This is a genomic window from Bradyrhizobium sp. BR 1432, assembly GCF_051547705.1.
In the GTDB taxonomy this organism is placed as follows: Bacteria; Pseudomonadota; Alphaproteobacteria; order Rhizobiales; family Xanthobacteraceae; genus Bradyrhizobium; species Bradyrhizobium zhanjiangense.
In genome coordinates this window covers 379,275-394,455 of sequence record NZ_JBPUGF010000003.1, presented here as the reverse complement: position 1 = coordinate 394,455, position 15,181 = coordinate 379,275, and the positions used below count along the sequence as shown (strand labels likewise).

Genomic DNA, 15,181 nt, shown 5'->3' with positions numbered 1-15,181 from the left:
CTTCCGACGTCAAACCTCCGGCGCTTCGCATTTTTCGGTTACTTCGTTTCCCAGATGTCGCTTCCACCCAGTACTTTCGGGATAATATCCGCTTTGGACTTGTCTCCAGTCCAGATCACGACGCTTCACAAATAACGGCGCAGTGATTCAACACCCATAGCTGCAGCGGCGTGCCCGCGGCTTCGTCCAACACGTTTTTAGATTACCGGCGCCCCTCGCGAGTGCTCGTGTTGGGTACCGAACCACGCGCCGCCAATCTAAAAACGCTCTCTACTATGCCGCACTCGGCATAGCGCTGTGACGATGAGGCTGTACATGGCTGCGGCGCGCCGCCCTCCGCGATCAGATCCGCAGAACAGCCAGGACTTCCGGCCAAGTGCGATGCCTCGCAAGCCTCGCTCGGCGGCGTTGTTCGAGAGGCAAACTCGCCCGTCCTCCAGGAACAGCGTGAAGCTCGCCCAACGCTTGAGGATGTAGTTGAACGCCTTGGCCAGGTCATGGCCGCGGGACAGTTTGGCGAGCTGTTCGCGCATATAGACCTGCAGGTCTTCGATCACGGGCCGGCTCAACGTCTGCCGCACCTGAAGGCGCTCCTCGGCGCTCTTGCCGTTGATCGAGCGTTCGATCTCGAACAGCGCGTCGATCCGCCGCACGACCTCAATCGCGATCGGAGAGAGCGGGATTTCCTTTTTTCCGACGCCCTTGCGCCGCGCATTCTCTTCGATGTCGGCCATGGCGAAGAACGGGCGCCTTCCATGCGACCAGCAGGCAGCTTCCCGGATCGGTTCGGGCTGGCGCCCGGCCAGATAGAGCTGGTTGTAGCCGTCATAGGCGTCGGCCTGCAGGATGCCGGCATACCGGGCCAGATGCCCCTGGGGATGCTCGCCCTTGCGGTCGCGTGAGTAATAGAACATCGCCGCCGGCGGGTCCGTGCCCCCAAACGGCCGGTCGTCCCGGACGTAGATCCAGCAGCGGCCCGTATCGGTCTTGCCCTTGGCCAGCACCGGCACGGTCGTATCATCGGCATGAAGACGCGCGGCCGCCATCACATGGGCCTCAAGGCGGCGCAGCAACGGATCTAGCGAGGCACAGACCGCCCCAACGGCATCCGCCATGGTCGACAGTGCGATCGGCACGCCTTCCAGGGCATAGCGCTCGGCCTGGCGGTTCAAGGGCTGATGCTGGCCGAACTTCTCGAACATGATCATGGCCAGGAGGCTCGGGCCGGCCATCCCCGGGCGATGGCATGGAATGGCGCCGGCGGCTGGCTGATCTTCTCGCAGTCGCGGCAGGAGAACTTCTCCCGGACCGTCTCGATCACCTTCCACTGGCGCGGCACCACTTCCAGCGTCCGCGTCACGTCCTCGCCGAGCTTGCGCAGGCGATTGCTGCCGCAGCATTCACAAGCCGTAGGTCCTTCGATCACCACCCGCTCCCGGGGAAGGTGCTCAGGGAAGGTCTGGCGCTCGGCGCACTTGCGCGTAAATCCGCGCACCGTCGTCGTCTTGGCCACGGCTCGTTCCGCCGCCAGCTCGTCCTCGGTGGCGTCGGCTTCCAGCTCTTCGAACGTCAGCGCCAACTGCTCGATCAGCCGCGCCGAACGTTCCGACCGTTGCCCATAGATCTGGTGTTTCAGCTTGGCGATCTGCAACTGCTGCTGTGCGATCAGCGCTTCGTCTTCCGACGCTTTCGCGCGGGCGACCGCGAGCTCGGCGGCGATCTCCAAACCCTTCGCGCGCTCGACAGCGAGCGCCTCTTTCAGCGCGGCAACGTCATCCGGATCAGCGTCGCGGTCGGCATCCATGCGACGCAGTGAATCACAGATTGAATGCGTTTGGACTCCCCAAAATGCCGGCAGCCGGGAGATTTTTCTGGATCAACCTGCGCTCTGCGGCCGCCAGCTTAGCTGGGGATTCCTCCAGTCGATGCCCTTGAGCATGTAAGCCATTTGCGCCGCCGAGATCGATACCGCGCCGGCCGACGCCGCCGGCCAAATGAACTTGCCGCGGTCCAGGCGTTTGGCATAGAGCGACATGCCTAATCCGTCGTGCCAGAGAATCTTGACCAGGTCACCGCGACGACCCCGGAAGATATAGAGATCGCCGACATGGGGATCGCGCTTCAAGCTCTCCTGAACCGTAAGAGTCAGGCTTTGCATGCCGCGGCGCATGTCGGTGTGGCCTGTTGCGATCCAAACCCTGACGCCGCTCGGAATCGGGATCATCGCCGTCTCAAAAGCTCAACAACCCGCTGCAGCGCCTCACCGTCGACGTCCCGGTCAACGCGAACACCAGCCACCGCCAAGCTCGATCTCGATGATTCCAGCCCTTGCGCGCTGTGCAGGCGGTGAAGACGCCGGTTGCGGCGTGCTGATCAATACCGGAGCCGGCGTAGGTGTGATCTCGACAGGAACGAGAGCTGGCACGGCATCACCGCCCAGGCGGCCCTGGCGTGCCTGCCGACGCCATGTGAACAATAGGCTCGGTGCCACGCCATGCCGCCGCGCCACCCCACAAACAGTCTCGCCGGCCTGCACGGTCTCTTCGACCAGACGAACCTTCTCGTCGTAACTCCAGCGGCGCCGACGTTCGACGCCCAATACCTTCACCTGCATTCGCCACATGACCTTAAGGCTAAACTTAAGGTCACACCCTCAGGCAGCTTGTCGAACCGAACAAGGCGATCGCCGCCGAAGGGATACGTAAAATGCGTCACGCTGTGAAATGTGCCTTAAGTTGCGCGGGTCGATTTTGTTGCGAGATGATGGCCGCAAGCTCGATCCAACATGCGCGAGCGATCAGCGACATTGACGTGCTCTCGTTCCAATCGAGCGCGGGCCCATAATGCAGATCACACATCGTCGCGCTTGTAGATCACCCCGAAGAGGCGGTGTAGCCGTGGCTCGCAGGCATACCGGGAATGTCCTCAGTTGTGTGCCGTCATTGCCAAAAGCCACATCATCGGGATTGATGCTATCAAGGTAGAAGAAGCCGCCAGTCGTGGTGTGCGGACCATTTTAGCTGGACGCAGGAAGTTCAAGCTTTAGCAGAGAGTGGTAGTAACACGCCTCTAGCGTAGTTGTTGATGGACACTATAGCGCCTTGCGCACTCCGTGCGCTCACACCAAGGCAAACGCATCCTTCAACCGTCAGAACGAACAGGCGATACCTTTGAGCCGCCAGCTTTCGAAGAAATAGAGGCGCTTAGGTGACCTTGCGCGCTTAAATTAAACTAAAGAAAGAGCCCGGCCAAAGGGCCGGAGCTCTCGATTGCCGTTTGGAGGTGAGGAGATTGTTATTTGAGAACTACGGGCCAGCCAAACTTGTAATTGAGACGCGCCGTCACGAGATCAAAATCCTGGCGGATGCGATCGTTCCCAAACGTGCCACCACCCGCAGCGGTGAAGTTCACGTCGCTCGTCGGCATGAACACATGGTCGTACTCGAGGCCAGCTGACCAGTTCGGCGTCAAGTTGACCTCGAATCCGGCGCCAACGACGCCGCCCCAACGTGTCGTGTCCGCGCTCCCAAGCTGCGTGCCTGAAGCAACGGAGTTAACCTGATAGCTGCTGCCAACGATCGCGGTGCCAGCTTTGGCGTAAAGCAGTACGTTGCTTACGGCATACCCGATCTGACCAGTGATCAAGCCGAACGCGTTGATCTTTGTCTGGTTCCTGTTGGTTGGAAAGGCAGTGCTGACATTGGAGCCGTTGAAATCGGCCCAGTTGCCCTGGCCTTCGACGCCAAGCACTGTCTGGCCGATCTGCCAGCGATAACCGATCTGCCCACCGACCGTGCCGCCGCTTGCGTCGTGGGAGCCCTCAGGGTTCGTGCCTGCAAAATCCCAGGAGTTATGGCTCGAACCCCAGCCGCCGTTGATACCAGCATAGAAGCCGCTCCAGTCGTAGAGCGCGACCGCGACCGGCGGCGGTGGCGCCTTCGTGTAGACGGGTTGTGCAGCGAGATCCGCGGCGAATGCAGGCGCTGCAGCGGTGAGTGCGACGATGCTCGCAGTCATAAGCAACAAGTTCTTCATTTCGAGCTTCATTTCCTTTAGTGGCCCCTGCCTGCGCGCGTCATAACAGCGCCAACGCAAATTGCTGTAACTGCTCTGCAACATTCACTCTGGAAGAATCCGCTTGATTCGCACGCTGCGTCAGGTTGTACGCTTAAACGTTACGACACCTCACGCGTCGATCTGGGGCGGATGCGTGCGGTAGCTTCGACAATGGAGGTAGGTGGCTGTGTCGAAGCTCGTTAATGGACGTTGAGCGCCCGCATGCTTTCGCGTCGGACAACAACTGGAGTGTGGCACGAATGCGTTTGAATGCGCGACGACAGCAAGTGTGCTTTCCTCGAAGCTGTCGTGCTCATCTGCGATAGAATAAGCGGGGATGCCGTATAGGCGATCGGCCCATTCAGAGTGGCGCGCGATATCCTGACGGCGTCTACAGCACTGTGGCGGGAACACTCCGAAACAATTTGCTATGCTGAGCGTGACCCCATCGGCGATGCCTTGTTGCCTGCGCAGCAGCGAACGTCAGAGTGCTCAAGGTACGGTGCGCCTTCAGCCACTTCGGACAGGGCGCCTGAGATCGTCCGCGCGAGCTCACTGGTCTCCTTGTGGATCGTGAATTTGGTGATGCACTTTTGGTAGCGAGCTCCCATTCTCTGTCTGGTCCCTATCAGCCCGATTTGCGCCGAGGGATGAGCATGCCGACTTGTCTTTTGTATTGACCGTACTGGTCCCCGAACTGCTTGAGAAGATCCCGCTCTTCGAAGAAAATCCCGATAAAGATGTAGATGGTGGTCACAATAGCAAACAGTAGATGCCCGATTGTCATGACCGGCGCGGCCCAGAACGCGATGATAAAACCGAGATAGATGGGATGTCGCACGAACTTGTAGTAAAGCGGCGTTTTGAACTGCGGCGCCGGTATGCCCAGACCCCTGAGATTGGCGATGACGTCACGCAGTCCGAACAGTTCGAAATGATCGATGAGAAACGTACTGGCGAACACCGTCGCCCAGCCTATGAACGATAGCGTCGTGATCATTACGAATACGTCGGGGTCGTCGACCTGCCAAACAACGGCCGGAAGGGGCCTCCACTTCCAGAATAGCAACATGAGGCAGAGGCTCGCCATGAGCACGTAAGTACTTCGTTCAATGCAGTTCGGCACATATCGCGCCCACCGGTTCTTGAACCACTTGCGTGCCATGCCAGTGTGCTGGATGGCAAATAGAGCCATCAACAACGTGTTTATGCAAAGCGCATTGATCGCCGACGTGTCAGGCCCCGTGTCAATTGTCTTCGGTACGCCTATGCGACTTACGAATCCGACAGCGTAGACGATCGTGACGAGAAAGGCCGCGTAAGCAAGCAAGCCATAGAGAAAAACGATCAATCGTAACGATCGAGTTCTGGGAAGCCTGGCTTATGGATGTCACTTTAAGCATGGATTGACTACGCTTTCAGGAAAACGGCCAGCCAAGGGCCGCGTGGCGGTGAGGAATTTGAAAATCACGCGATCAAAGCCGCGCGGTCCTCCAGATACGTCCGTGATGCAGCTTGTGCGGTCAAATGCCTCGATGATCATCAACAAAGGCTACCCATCGTGTGCAGAGATCGGAGTGCATCCAAGGGAAGTCTGGTGTGATTATCGTCAGAACGATATGACAACGAGCAGGTCTCATGGTGAACTCCAGGCGCAGTGCGGTGCGAGCAAGCATTGGTCGCGGGGCGTTCGTCTCATCCCAGCAAAAGGCGTGCCGATCGCGGAAGAGGGGCGCATCTTGCCTGACGAGAGAACGCGCGTGCCAGCGACCGTCCCAAAGGGAGAATGCTGAGACTTGTTGGATTTCTGACATCGCCGTAGTCACTGAATTACGGCTGGTAAGATGGGCACCTATGAGCCACCCCGCGCCGCGCTCGCGCGAAGATTTGACGATGGTGCGCCCCTATGGCAAGTCGGTGTCGAATGCTCCGGTACCGCTTCATGGCTCAATGCGCCGGTGGCCGAGTTAGCATGCGCGGAATTCGACCTGGTCATTGCGCTTGATGCGCTCAGTCCAGGGTTTTTGAATCGCTCATGGCGGTCGGTGATGCCCGCACGGCGGTGCGGCCGGGCCCTGCTGACCATCGTGAGGGGTCGATGGTCAGTCATTGCTGCCTTCAGTTTCACGAAGGAACCCCGCTGATGCGGCAAGATCTCGCTTTCGGTCCCGGCCGCGATCGTCTGTTGATGTCTCGACCTGACGGAATGAATGAGGCGCGAGCAGTCTCTTAATCAACTTGAGGAGAGATGAGAGTCGTCGGTCCTTCTGGGATCGCACACGCTACTGGCGGAAAGACACTCTCGATCAGCGTCGTCGGCGCTCCGGCTGCAGAAATTTCGTACTCGGCCGCCCATCGAGAACCGGTCGTTCGCCACGTTTGAGCACAAGGGGGCAAGGCTCGCAGCGCCTCCCTAACCTTCCCGCCAGCTGTCCCCTCACATAAAGCGACGATCTAAACGATCATCAGCCTCAATCCTCTCTTGATGCGGTGATGATTCGCTCCTCAGGTCGTGCAAAGTTTGAGACGCGGACCTTGCCTGCTATTTGTTCGAATGAATGAGCTTGAAGCTGCTGGCGCGTCAGGTTGTAGACCGAAGGCTCGAGAAAGCATGCATCGGCGGCGTATCGGAGCGCGGTTGGTGCTAACGATGGAGTGAATTGTGTCTGAAGCGTGCTCGCCGATAGAACAGACAGTTCGTGGAAAGCCAACGCTCTCCGCTCCAGATGATGATCCCTATCTGTGGCTGAAAGAGATAGAAGGCGCGCGGGCGCTCGACTTTGTCGCGCAGCAGAATGGCCAAACTTTACAGGTCTTCGGCGGAGGAACATTCACGAGGGACCGCGAGGCGTTGGCTTCGATCTACGACCGGGCGGATAAGATACCCTATGTCAGCCGGCACGGCGAGCATCTCTACGATCTCTGGAAAGATGCCAATAATCCGCGCGGCCTCTGGCGGCGGACACTTTGGAAGAATTTCGAAAGCCCAAGCCGTCATGGGACGTTTTACTCGATGTGGATCGGCTCGCGGCAATTGAAGGCGAGGACTGGCTTGTAGGCTGGATTGGCATGCTGCCTGGTAGCTCGCAAGTGATACTCGCTCTGTCACGAGGCGGCAGCGATGCTGTGGCTCTGCGCGAGTTCGACATGGCTACGAAGAGTTTTGTGCCTGATGGTTTTGTGCTTGAGGAAGCCAAGAGTAGTGCCACTTGGGTCGATCAGGACACGCTGCTGTTGTCCAGCGCCTATGGCGAAGGCATGGCGACAGTGTCGGGCTATGCGAGGACCGTCCGGTTGTGGCGTCGAGGTGAACTCATCGAGCGCGCGACCGTGGTGTTCGAGACGTCGTCCGATGGTATGGGCGTCAGCTGCGGGATCGATCGTACCGGACAAGAGCAACGCGTCTGGTTCGCTGATCGGCTCAATTTCTTCAATTCCCAGACATGGCGAGTCAGGGGCGCACATCAAGCTCGATCTTCCTACCGATATCTGGCTGCAGGCACATCAGAACTGGCTCGCGGTGAAGCTCCGCTCGGCTGCGACAATCGCCGGAGTGATCTACCCGGCCGATACCCTGGTCGGCATATCCTTGACCGCCTTTCTCGATGGGAAGCGCAATTTCGCGGTCCTTTTTGTGGCGAGCCCGCGGCGAGCCCTGCAGGGATTTTTCTGGTCGGGCGGTAAGCTTGTGCTCTCCATCCTGGACGAGCAGCGGCCCGTGTTCGAGATCTGCACACCATCTACCGCGACTTGGAGCCGCGAGCAGCTAAGCATGCTCCCCGATATAGGCCACGTAGATGTCTGGCCGCTTGATCGCGATCCATCCGAGAGCAATGGTGACTTGCTCGCAAAGATCCAGGATCCGCTCACGCCCCGTTACTGATGCTCTTGGAGCAGGGCGTCGCCAGTCCAGCCGTGCTGAAGGAGGCGCCGAAAGCTTTTATGGCTGATGGTCTCGTGGTCACCCAGCACGAGGCGATCTCGGTCGACGGCGAGCGTATTCCCTATGTGCAGACCGGTCCGAAACGGGAGACCGGCGAAGCGCCCGTCCATATGAGCGGTTATGGCGGGTTCGGCATCTCAGTGAAGCCGTACTACAATTCCGCGCTCGGCAAGCTCTGGCTTGAGCGCGGGGGCACCACTGTGCAGGCGCATTTGCGCGGCGGCGGCGAGTTCGGCACGCGGTGGCACGATGCTGGACGCCTCGCCGGCAAGCGGCTCTCCCATGATGATTTCGCGGCGGTGGCCGCCGATCTCGTCCGCCGCGGTGTCACACACGCAAAGCGGATCGCGGCCGAGGGCGGATCGAACGGCGGCATTCTCATCAGCAATATGCTGGCGCGGTACCCTGAGCGTTTCGGCGCGCTGTTCTGCACCATCCCGCTGATTGAAATGCGTCGTTACACGAAGCTGCTCGCGGGCGCGAGTTGGATCGCGGAATTTGGCGATCCTGACAAGCCCGAGGAATGGGAATGGCTCAAGACTTATTCCGCCTACCATATTGCCAAGCCCGGGCAGGACTATCCGCCGATCCTGATCGCCACCACACGCCGGGACGAAGGCGTCCATCCCGGACACGCCCGTAAGATGGTCGCCAAGCTTCAGGGGATATGAGGCTTATCTCTACGAGCCGGAGGCTGGCGGTCACGGCTATGGCAGGGACAACAAGGAACATGCCGCCTTTCAGGTGCTGGGCTTCCAATTCCTGAAAAGCAAGATTGGCTGGCTGAAGAAGGCGTAAGCGAACTCGCACATTCGATCTCGCAAAGACCAGCGTGAAATTGCTGGCCGGATCTTTAGGGGACCTGGACCAGCGCGAGGTCCGAATCGAGCGCAGACTTCTCTAGAGCAGTATTTTTCGGAACGCTGTTCGAGATTTGGTCCGTGCGCAATCAATATGTATCGCCCAGATTTTTACTTACCAGTGACATATTCGCGTGGCCCATCTACAAAATTGGCTCGTATCTAGATGGGCCGTCGCTAAACTCCGAAGAAAGTAAGGGGTATCCGATGGGTAGGAGGCCTTGCGCATACAACCTACGCATGCTTGGCAGCTCCACTTCATCCCTGCTAGATCTGTGCACAGAATGCCAACGGAGTTGCTATGCCCAAGACGCTGACTAAGAAGGTTGTACGTCGCGAGTACACGAAGACGGACGTGAAGGAACTGCGTGCACACTCGAAGGCGAAAACACCCGTTACGAAAATCGCAAAGCTTACAAAGCGAACGGCCGGATCGCTGCGTCAGAAGGCGCGAAAACTAGGCATCCCGCTCGGACACCGACGGTAGTCAGCGCGCCGCGTGGATGGAAGGGGCGCGCGGAAGCACCCCAAACGACTACATCGGAAACCAAAGCTCAGCGTTATCTGAGCTTGATGTCTGCACTCGTCGCCACCATCTACCGGCTGTGCCCCTGGCGCCAGCTCGTGCTGCAAGCAGGGCGGTGCTGGCGAGCGTAGGACGATGACACGCTCGGCGGCGTCATCGAAAAGCAGCGACTGGCATCTTGCCGGCCACATTATCGAGCGCACTGTTACGACGAGGAGCTGGTTTATCGGGGCAGCGCCGCGTCTTGATCGTCGGCCAGAAGTGCCGTCTCTTTGGCGTAATGAAACGCGAGCTCAGGCCACTCTTCGATCGAATCCGTAGATTGGTCGCGTCAAGTCGGCGGCATCTTGGCCGCTGCCATCTTGAACCCTCCGCGACTGGTTGCACTCGATGCACCGTCGGTGCGATCGCCCACAATCCTGCGCTGGTGTTCGCCGAGCTGGTTGGCCTAGCTGGGCTTTGCTCGGCCGGTCGCTTCGCTCATAGCGGAAGCCAATCATTGCCCGGACCGTTAGACGTCATCCTACCGTTCGGGACGCAGGGGCTACTTGCACGGATATTATTGTTACCATTTCTGGAACTCGCATACGTATTGAATTGGCGCGTGACCGCTAGGCAGAAAAGCGGTTACGTCACACTTCGAATCGCCCGTTTTCGGCGAGCGTTCATAAGGATCTGCCGTACTGCCTAGCATGCAGCTTATCCAACCTCGCCAGTCCCTCTTCAATTACATTCATCGGCAGGTAGCTAAAGCACAGGCGTACCTGCTGGCAACTTCGTGGGCCATAATGACGTCCGTGCACGAGGTGCACGTCGTGCTCGCAGCGCGCAGCCTCAATGAAAGTCTCAGCCTGAATTCCAGGGGCGAGGCGTACCCAAAACGAGAAACCACCGCTTGGAACGAGATATTTTGGTTCGCAAAGGCCGCTACCCTGCAGTAGCGTGTGCATGCTGTCCCGCCTGGCACGATAATGCTGGCGCAATCGCGCAATGTGCGTATCAAGTGCGTCCGACTGCAGCAAGGATAGGACGATATTGCTGGCGATAGGGCTGACGCCGCCGTCGCATTTGAGGTGTGCCAGTCTGTTGATTACATCGGAATCTGCAAGCACCCAGCCGACCCGTAACCCCGGTCCGGCGACCTTGGAGATGCTGTGTACATTTATGACATTGCCGCCCGGTGGCAGCCAATCAGCTATATCGTTGTATGGCAACTCCGAATAGACGAGATCCTGTACCAACGCCACCCCGTGCTGGGCTAGCATCGCCGCAACCCGTGCCATATGGGCGCGCGATATCTGGCGCCCAGTCGGATTGTGAAATGCTGGAGTCGTGTAGAAGAGCTTTACCCGGCCATTGCGACGTAACGTCGTTTCAAGCTCATCCAGATCGACACCCTCGGCGCTCATACCGAGCTGGAGGATGGTTGCCCCCATGATCGAAAAGATGCGCAGTGCGCCCAAATAAGAGGGGTCCTCGGTCAAAACGACATCGCCCGGATCGAGACAAGCTTCGGCAAGCAACTGCAAGGCCTGTGAAGCACCACCGGTGAGGATAACCTCCTCATGCTGCACACCATAGCGCTGCGCGAGCTTTGTTCGGAGCTCGGGCAAGCCCATCGCATCCGTATACTGAGGCAGATCGGTAGGGGCGACACCCGTATCTGGGTCAAATGCATCCGGCCAAGCAAGTTGCGAGAACATCATCGGATCGGGGAGCCCGTACCCGAAATTGATGGCGTGCTTCGCACGTGAGTAGTTGAACGGCGCAAAGCCCTGAGCGAGGGAGCTGCGGGCCGAGATACGCAGGTTCATTGCTTCCTCGTTCATTGATATTGCTCGGCTTGGCGCTTGCGAAAACGCTCATTGTACGATGCGATAAAATGCGTGGGCACCGCGGCGCTGAGGCATGGAAAGTCGATCCTTGGTGGCAGGCCAGCTTTGGCTGCCAGTTTGTTGAAGGACGGCTGCCAGGCTGCACCGAAGAAATGCCGGCCATATCGGATCGAAAGCTCAGGTACCACAGGATACAGTAGGCTCAGGAACAGCGAAATCTCCATGGCGTTCCACAGGCCGCTGTCGTCACGCGCAAAATCGGCTAGCTCGAAGTACCTATCGACGATATCAAGCGCATCCCAAAATCGGAGTTCCTCGATTGCGTCCGCGTAGCGCTGAGCAAGGATGCGTAGACGAGATCGGAGACGTCTAGTGTCCAATGTTTTGGCGTTGTTGGCATATTGGCGCAGTGCATCTTCCCAAATCCGAAGGTGGGATGCCGCCGTGACCAACCCGTCAACATCGAACTCGTTTTCGCCTCGGCCGAATGGTCGTGCAATCCGAGCGAGCGCGTAACGAAGTACATTGGAGTCCACTTCGCGCGCTACCTCGTCGGCCCAAAGCGCATGGTCGCGACTGGTGGAAAACTTCTCGCCCTCGATCTTGTAGAAATCCTGGATCGAGTGGTTTGTGGGAATGGGATAGCCACGCGCGAGCAGGGCGCCGGACACACCTATCGTGTAGTAGAAGCGGTTGTCCTGGCCCATGAAAAATACAAGTCGGGTGCTAGGGTCGTGCATGGTTGATTTTGCGCTCAGAAAGTCATTGGCGCATTGCTCGCGAATTCCGGTCTCGAAGCACCATAAGCCTTCAAACCATGTGAGCAGGGTTTGGCCGAACAAATCATCGGGATGCAGCAGCTCTACACCATGACTGAAGTGACGCGACATCGGTAAACCATGCGCATCGCCGGCAAGCCAAGCTCGCGCCTTATCCCGTATGGGCTCGGGCCAGGCGCTTTGTCCGATGGCTGTGTCGAGCGCCCGGGCAAGGCGGGGCGTATCGAACACGGCCTGCTCGATGCGCCTTAGTACAAGATTATGGCCGCACGTCGTATGCCGGGCGTTGCATAACGTGTCGTGGCGAATTGCCAGGCCACAGTTCTCACACAGATTACTGTCGGTGGCGGAGTTGCATGCCGGACAATTCCCGGCTGCCAGGGAGTCCGCGACAAATTCATCGCAGTGCTCGCAATAGAGTTGGACACCCTCGTGGATTTGGACGTACCCGGCCTCCTGCAACTCGCGGAAAATCGCCAGAGCATTGTCCTTGTGGACCTCGCTGGACGTCCGAACGAACACATCAGGCGTGATGTGCACCGAACGCAGGCACTGTAGGATCTCGTCGATGTGCTTTTGCGCGACCTCGCTAACGGGCTGCCCAAGCTTTCGCGCCTTTACGAGCGTATACGTGCCGTGCTCATCTGCGCCCGTGATGTAGTGCGCGCGATGGCCGGCCATCCGTTGAAAGCGCACGAAGATATCGGCGAGCAAGTACACACCGCCGATGTGACCGAGATGTAGTTTGCCGTTAGGGCAAGGGGGGCTGGACATACGAAATAGGTGCGCATGTCAATCCCACCAGATAGAGAGGAATTTCAGGGTGTTCTCCTGGCTGCGATTGCGGATAGCGTGCATCTGATGTGGTGGCATGTAGAACAAGGTCACGTCCTTCACCGAGCGAGTCTGACCTCCAGCTTCGAATTCTCCCTCACCGGAAATCAGAACCCACAATTCGTGCTCGTGGTGCGCGTGCAGATCGACCGCGCCGCCGGGTGCGACCTCAACGACCGAGGTACCAAACTCGGGGCTGAGATCATCCGGCAAATGCTCCAGCAGGCGACAAACCAGCACGCCATATTCGGTTCGCATTAGGGAGCGATCGATCTGCTTCGTATACACGTCGTCTTTCCTTATGAGTTGCGATCACTCGCGATAGAATATGCCGTTAGGCGTTTTCAGATCTTCAAGCTCGGATACCTTGCCCTCAGGCGGGTTATAGGCACGCTTCATACGGTTGTATTCGGCACGATCAGGCCCCCCAGTAGACGCCCGCTGGAACACCAAATAGAGCGTGCGGCGAGAGCGATCGCTCTTGTTCGGTAGTGAGTAGTGGGGCGCGTAGTCGTCGAAAATAAACACATCGCCGGCCTTCCACGGCACCGGTTCCCATTCGAAGCTCTCGGCCACGTCCGGGTTGATGACGCCGCCCGCATCCATGGGAAAAACACCCTCCTTATGGCGCCCCGGAGTGAAGAACAAACCTCCATTGTCGGGATCCGAATCGTCGATCGCAATGGCTGCTATGGCATGCACCATTCGCTCCGGGAGCTTGTGGGGGATATGATATATGTCCTGATGTGGGCGGTACCCGCCGCTATCAGGATACTTGAAGATCAGCAGCTCTTTGAGCATCCGCGTGTCTTCATCGAGTAACTTCTCGATCGCGCTGAAGATACGACCGTCGGCAAGGAGCGTCTGGCGTAGAGCGTCATGGTATTCCAAGAAGTTTTCGACCTTTGAGACGATTTTGCGATCATCACCGGTCTTCTCGAACCACATCATCCATTTGTCGACGCTTACGTCCCAGCGCGAGACGTCCTCGACGAAATCAGAAATATTGTCGCGCGTAGGTGCATCAAAGAAGCCTTCGAGCCGAAGATATCCATCCTGATTCCATTTCGCCTTTTGTGCGTCGGTCAGCATTTTGCGAGCTCCTTTTTTGAGGTTACAGAGAGCCAATTCTTGCCTTTGGGCGGAGTGTGGTTGCCAGCACTCCGTTGAAGGCGGTCGCACCCAATAGCGTGAGCAACATCGCATCGGGGCCAAATTCGCGGATCAACTGCCCTCCAAGGAACGGAAAGCCGAACAACCCGAGAAAATAGGCTAAGGTGAAGATCTGTGAGGTAACTGGTACGGAGAGCCCACGCTCGCCGGCGAGATTGACGGCCATTCCGTTAAGGGTGGAATAGCTGAGCCCGTATCCTGTGGCGAAGATTGTGGCGGCCAGGATATAGAGCAGACTGTTCTCAGTATTGACAATTAACAACGCCAATGAGGCGCCGGTCGCGATAAAGAGCGTGAGCGCAAGGCGGTGTACAGGCATGCGGTCCAGCATGTGGGCGACAGAAAACCGAAGCGCCACGCTGGTAAGGGTGAATACCAGGAAGAAGAGGTCGGGATTAAGCCGACGTGATGCTGCATAGGCGCTCTGATAGGTTGACAGCCCCGAGAAGATACAGGCCGCAACCACTATCATGACGATCGGTGCGGCCGTCGCGTGTCGAAGCAGAGCGACAGCCGTGGTCAAGGTGACCTCGATGTGCGGCATAGGTACTGAGGGGATGCTCAACATGGCGCGTCGCGCCACGCCTACGCAGATGGCTGCGATGACGCAGGCGATCGCGAACAGTACGTACATGATCGCCATTGAGCCTGTGTATTCTGCCAAGAAGTGGCCGAGCGGAGCTGCTAGGCCAAGGCCGGCCATCTGCGCGCCCGACAAGATCGTCAGATGTTGGATACGCGCCGTGGGGTGTAGATGACGGATGATCTGCAGCGGCGACAGGATGAACAATACGGACCACCCCACGCCAACGAGCATGCCGCCTGCATAGGCGATTCGCGCGTCGACGACTGCAGCGGCAAAGGCTGCCATGGCCAGCGCCATCACGATCGAGGCGGCAGCTATCGTCGGCATAATTCCAATACGCTGAGCCAGGCGACCTGCCAGGCAGCAACACACGATTGTTGTAACCATGCCACTTGAAATAATGGAGCCCACGACGTCACGCTCCATACCGAGCATTTCCATATATTCCGGCAATATGAAGCTCGTGCCATAGGCTGCAGCAATGACGCTCGATGCGAGCAAAAATGGTCCGGAAGCGCGGTAGGGCAGTCTGCAAGCGAGGCGGTCTGCAGCTGCAGGGGGCACATCGGCGATACGCAAGATAGAGGAC

General features: G+C 58.3%; 9 protein-coding genes and 2 pseudogenes. 1 reads left to right on the top strand and 10 read right to left on the bottom strand.

The genetic code is table 11. The features are described from left to right. Nucleotides 1-293: 293 nt before the first annotated feature. From tnpC to mddA, 5 genes and pseudogenes are all read right to left on the bottom strand, one after another. Nucleotides 294-1,804: pseudogene (gene tnpC / locus ACSKB8_RS02045) on the bottom strand (IS66 family transposase); the annotation flags it as partial. Nucleotides 1,805-1,876: 72 nt separating this feature from the next. Next, the gene (gene tnpB, locus ACSKB8_RS02040; protein ID WP_438102161.1) at nucleotides 1,877-2,224 is read right to left on the bottom strand and encodes an IS66 family insertion sequence element accessory protein TnpB; all 348 of its coding nucleotides are present in this window, start codon (nucleotides 2,222-2,224) and stop codon (nucleotides 1,877-1,879) included. A 54-nt stretch (nucleotides 2,225-2,278) separates the two neighbouring features. After that, complete coding sequence (tnpA, locus tag ACSKB8_RS02035; RefSeq protein ID WP_438102159.1) at nucleotides 2,279-2,623, bottom strand: IS66-like element accessory protein TnpA; 345 nt, start codon at nucleotides 2,621-2,623, stop codon at nucleotides 2,279-2,281. A 671-nt stretch (nucleotides 2,624-3,294) separates the two neighbouring features. Continuing rightward, on the bottom strand, nucleotides 3,295-4,035 hold the full coding sequence (locus tag ACSKB8_RS02030) for an outer membrane protein (RefSeq protein WP_438110342.1): 741 nt from the start codon (nucleotides 4,033-4,035) through the stop codon (nucleotides 3,295-3,297). Nucleotides 4,036-4,684: 649 nt separating this feature from the next. Next, nucleotides 4,685-5,407, bottom strand: coding sequence for a methanethiol S-methyltransferase (mddA, locus tag ACSKB8_RS02025; RefSeq protein WP_438102157.1), 723 nt, complete (start codon nucleotides 5,405-5,407; stop codon nucleotides 4,685-4,687). 1,311 nt (nucleotides 5,408-6,718) lie between these two features. Here mddA and ACSKB8_RS02020 point away from each other — a divergent pair. Further along, nucleotides 6,719-8,797, top strand: a pseudogene (locus ACSKB8_RS02020) (prolyl oligopeptidase family serine peptidase). Between the two features lie 1,253 nt (nucleotides 8,798-10,050). Here ACSKB8_RS02020 and ACSKB8_RS02015 read toward each other — a convergent pair. The 5 genes from ACSKB8_RS02015 to ACSKB8_RS01995 form a co-directional block, all read right to left on the bottom strand. Next, nucleotides 10,051-11,214 (bottom strand): PLP-dependent aminotransferase family protein, encoded by a 1,164-nt coding sequence (locus ACSKB8_RS02015; RefSeq protein WP_438102155.1) that lies wholly within the window; start codon nucleotides 11,212-11,214, stop codon nucleotides 10,051-10,053. Beyond that, nucleotides 11,211-12,719: a class I tRNA ligase family protein gene (locus tag ACSKB8_RS02010; protein WP_438110340.1), complete on the bottom strand. Its 1,509-nt coding sequence runs from the start codon at nucleotides 12,717-12,719 to the stop codon at nucleotides 11,211-11,213. Before ACSKB8_RS02010 ends, ACSKB8_RS02015 begins: the two co-directional genes overlap by 4 nt. A gap of 72 nt (nucleotides 12,720-12,791) precedes the next feature. Continuing rightward, nucleotides 12,792-13,121, bottom strand: coding sequence for a cupin domain-containing protein (locus ACSKB8_RS02005; protein ID WP_438102153.1), 330 nt, complete (start codon nucleotides 13,119-13,121; stop codon nucleotides 12,792-12,794). 24 nt (nucleotides 13,122-13,145) lie between these two features. Further along, nucleotides 13,146-13,925, bottom strand: coding sequence for a phytanoyl-CoA dioxygenase family protein (locus ACSKB8_RS02000; protein WP_438102151.1), 780 nt, complete (start codon nucleotides 13,923-13,925; stop codon nucleotides 13,146-13,148). Nucleotides 13,926-13,947: 22 nt separating this feature from the next. Continuing rightward, the gene (locus ACSKB8_RS01995) at nucleotides 13,948-15,171 is read right to left on the bottom strand and encodes an MFS transporter (RefSeq protein WP_438102149.1); all 1,224 of its coding nucleotides are present in this window, start codon (nucleotides 15,169-15,171) and stop codon (nucleotides 13,948-13,950) included. Nucleotides 15,172-15,181 lie beyond the last annotated feature (10 nt).

Coding starts and splice junctions, on each gene's coding strand:
- tnpA (WP_438102159.1), bottom strand. CDS start 2,623: ATGTGGCGAATGCAGGTGAAGGTATTGGGCGTCGAACGTCGGCGCCGC.
- ACSKB8_RS02015 (WP_438102155.1), bottom strand. CDS start 11,214: ATGAACGAGGAAGCAATGAACCTGCGTATCTCGGCCCGCAGCTCCCTC.
- tnpB (WP_438102161.1), bottom strand. CDS start 2,224: ATGATCCCGATTCCGAGCGGCGTCAGGGTTTGGATCGCAACAGGCCAC.
- ACSKB8_RS02030 (WP_438110342.1), bottom strand. CDS start 4,035: ATGAAGAACTTGTTGCTTATGACTGCGAGCATCGTCGCACTCACCGCT.
- ACSKB8_RS02000 (WP_438102151.1), bottom strand. CDS start 13,925: ATGCTGACCGACGCACAAAAGGCGAAATGGAATCAGGATGGATATCTT.